The 2,088-nt window shown below is 63.5% G+C and carries 2 protein-coding genes; both read right to left on the bottom strand.

The genetic code is table 11. The features are described from left to right. Positions 1-42: 42 nt before the first annotated feature. Positions 43-819: an IS21-like element helper ATPase IstB gene (gene istB / locus V3W46_RS12605; protein ID WP_331783471.1), complete on the bottom strand. Its 777-nt coding sequence runs from the start codon at positions 817-819 to the stop codon at positions 43-45. After that, on the bottom strand, positions 819-2,024 hold the full coding sequence (istA, locus tag V3W46_RS12600) for an IS21 family transposase (protein WP_331783470.1): 1,206 nt from the start codon (positions 2,022-2,024) through the stop codon (positions 819-821). The genes istB and istA overlap by 1 nt, the downstream gene beginning before the upstream one ends. Between the last annotated feature and the right edge of the window lie 64 nt (positions 2,025-2,088).

Below are 2,088 nucleotides of genomic sequence, written 5' to 3'. Positions count from 1 at the left end.
GGGCCGTTGTGACGTTGGAAAAGTGAACGGTGTGGCGGTAGTTTAGCTGCGTGTTTCGGCTTTAACGGAGGGCAGTGTGTCGATACCGGCGTTCTTGAGTCGGTAGCTCGCGCCTTTTAGCGTGAGTACGTCAGCGTGGTGCACGATGCGGTCGATCATCGCTGCTGCGACGGCCTGGTCACCGAAGACGTCACCCCATTTGGCGAATGTCAGGTTGCTGGTCAGGATCAACGACGCGTGTTCGTAGCGGGAGGACACGAGCTGGAAGAACAGGTTCGCTGCGTCTTGCTCGAAGGGCAGATAGCCGACCTCATCGACGATGATCAGCCCGTAGCGGCGGAGCCGTTTGAGTTCGTCGGGCAGCTTCCCGGCCCGGTGGGCGTCTTGCAGGCGGGTGACCCATTCGGTCGCGGTCGCGAACAACACCCGATGACCATGTCCGGCGGCTGCGACGCCCAACGCGATCGCGATGTGGGTTTTCCCAGTTCCGGGCGGCCCGAGGAGCACGACGTTCCGGGCTTCGGTGAGGTAGCCGCCCGCAGCGAGCGGGGTGATCTGGTCGCGGCGGAGCCCTGGCTGGTGTTCGAACGAGAAGTCCTCGATCGTTTTGTGTGCGGGGAACCCAGCGGCGCGGATTCTGAGCTGCGCGCCGGACGCGTTCCTCGCCGCGACTTCCCGGTCAAGAACCGCGGCGAGGTATTCCTCATAGCTCCAGCTCGCGTCGCGAGCATGATCAGCGAGCCTGCCGGCGGCGTCTCTGATCCGAGGTGTTTTCAACGCGGTCGCGAGGTGCACGATCTGTTTCGTAGCGTCGTCCATCACGCGACCTCGATCCCGAACGCACGATCGTAATCGGCGAGGTCACGTGCAAGCTCGAGTTCCTCGACGCCTGCGGGCCTGGGTTGTTGGAACTCCGCACGCAGGCGCGCTGCGGTCTGAACATGCTCCGGTGCAGTGACGATGATCCCGGAACCCCACTCGCGATCGTGTGAGGCCACCAGACGACCGCCTTGCCGCACCGTGACGTGCGATAGATCGGCGCGCACATCGATCATCCTGCCTGATGCTGTCGGGTCGACAGAGTAGTCGTTTCCCGCGATGCTCACGTAGTAGTCGCGGCCGAGCCGGACCCGGTTCTGATGCCCGAGCGTCGGGATGACGGGCGGCAGTGGCAGCATCCGGGCCCGATCGTTACTGATCAGGTCGATCGGTCGTGCGTTCAACGACCGCACCTTCCGGGTGTTCGCGCGTGGCAGCCACTCGGTCAGCTGCTGGTTGAAATCATCTGGTGATGCGAAGCGTCGGCCGGGGAGGAACGACGTTTCGAGGTATCCGTTGGCGCGTTCGACGATGCCCTTGGACTCGGGATCGAACGGTTTTAGCTGCACGATCCTCGTCGCTAACGCCCCGGTGAACCCGGTCACACCGTCAGCGAGTTTGTTCCGCCGGCCGATGCCGGCCTCGTTGTCCCAGATCAGTCGCCGAGGTACCGCGCGGAGCTGTTCTGAAATCAAGGACCACATCCCGGCGACGAGGTCCGGTGTCGTCCGGGAGGGCAGCATGCGGGCCGTGATGAACCTCGAGTGCGATGCCACGATCACCAACACCGGTAACGGTGCTGTCCGGCCCTGCGTTGGCACCTCGGCTGGTGGGAACCATAGATCGCATTGCGCCTGATCGCCGGCGTCGTACAGCAGTCGGTCCGCGGGATCGATCGGCCGATATTCCGGCCGTAGCCGGGCAACGTTTTGTCGGAACCAGGTGATCGACCCTGGCCAGCCCACCCGCTCCGCGATCACTGTCGCGGGCATCGAGGGAACATCCTGCAGCAGAGCCCGCACTCGACCCTCGAACCCGCTGAACGACGTCACGGCCGGTGCTCGCTCGTACCTCGGCGGCGATCCCGACGCCACCGCCTTCACGACTGTGGTCCGCGAGATACCCAACTGCGCTGCGATCCGCGCTTTCGGAACCCCATCCGCTGCCAGCCGACGAATCAACGCCCAGTCCTCCAAAGTGATCACTCTCCAATCGTGAGTGTTCACTTTTCAAACATCGCTACTGTTCAGTTTTCAAGCGTCGCTGACA

The sequence above is a fragment of the Subtercola sp. YIM 133946 genome, assembly GCF_036553535.1.
Taxonomy (GTDB): Bacteria; Actinomycetota; Actinomycetes; order Actinomycetales; family Microbacteriaceae; genus Subtercola.
Note: the sequence above shows the minus strand (reverse complement) of the source record. Positions and strands in the feature narration are given on the sequence as shown.

What these genes read in the sequence shown, in the direction of transcription:
- istB (WP_331783471.1), bottom strand. Translation starts at nt 819, where the DNA reads ATGGACGACGCTACGAAACAGATCGTGCACCTCGCGACCGCGTTGAAA.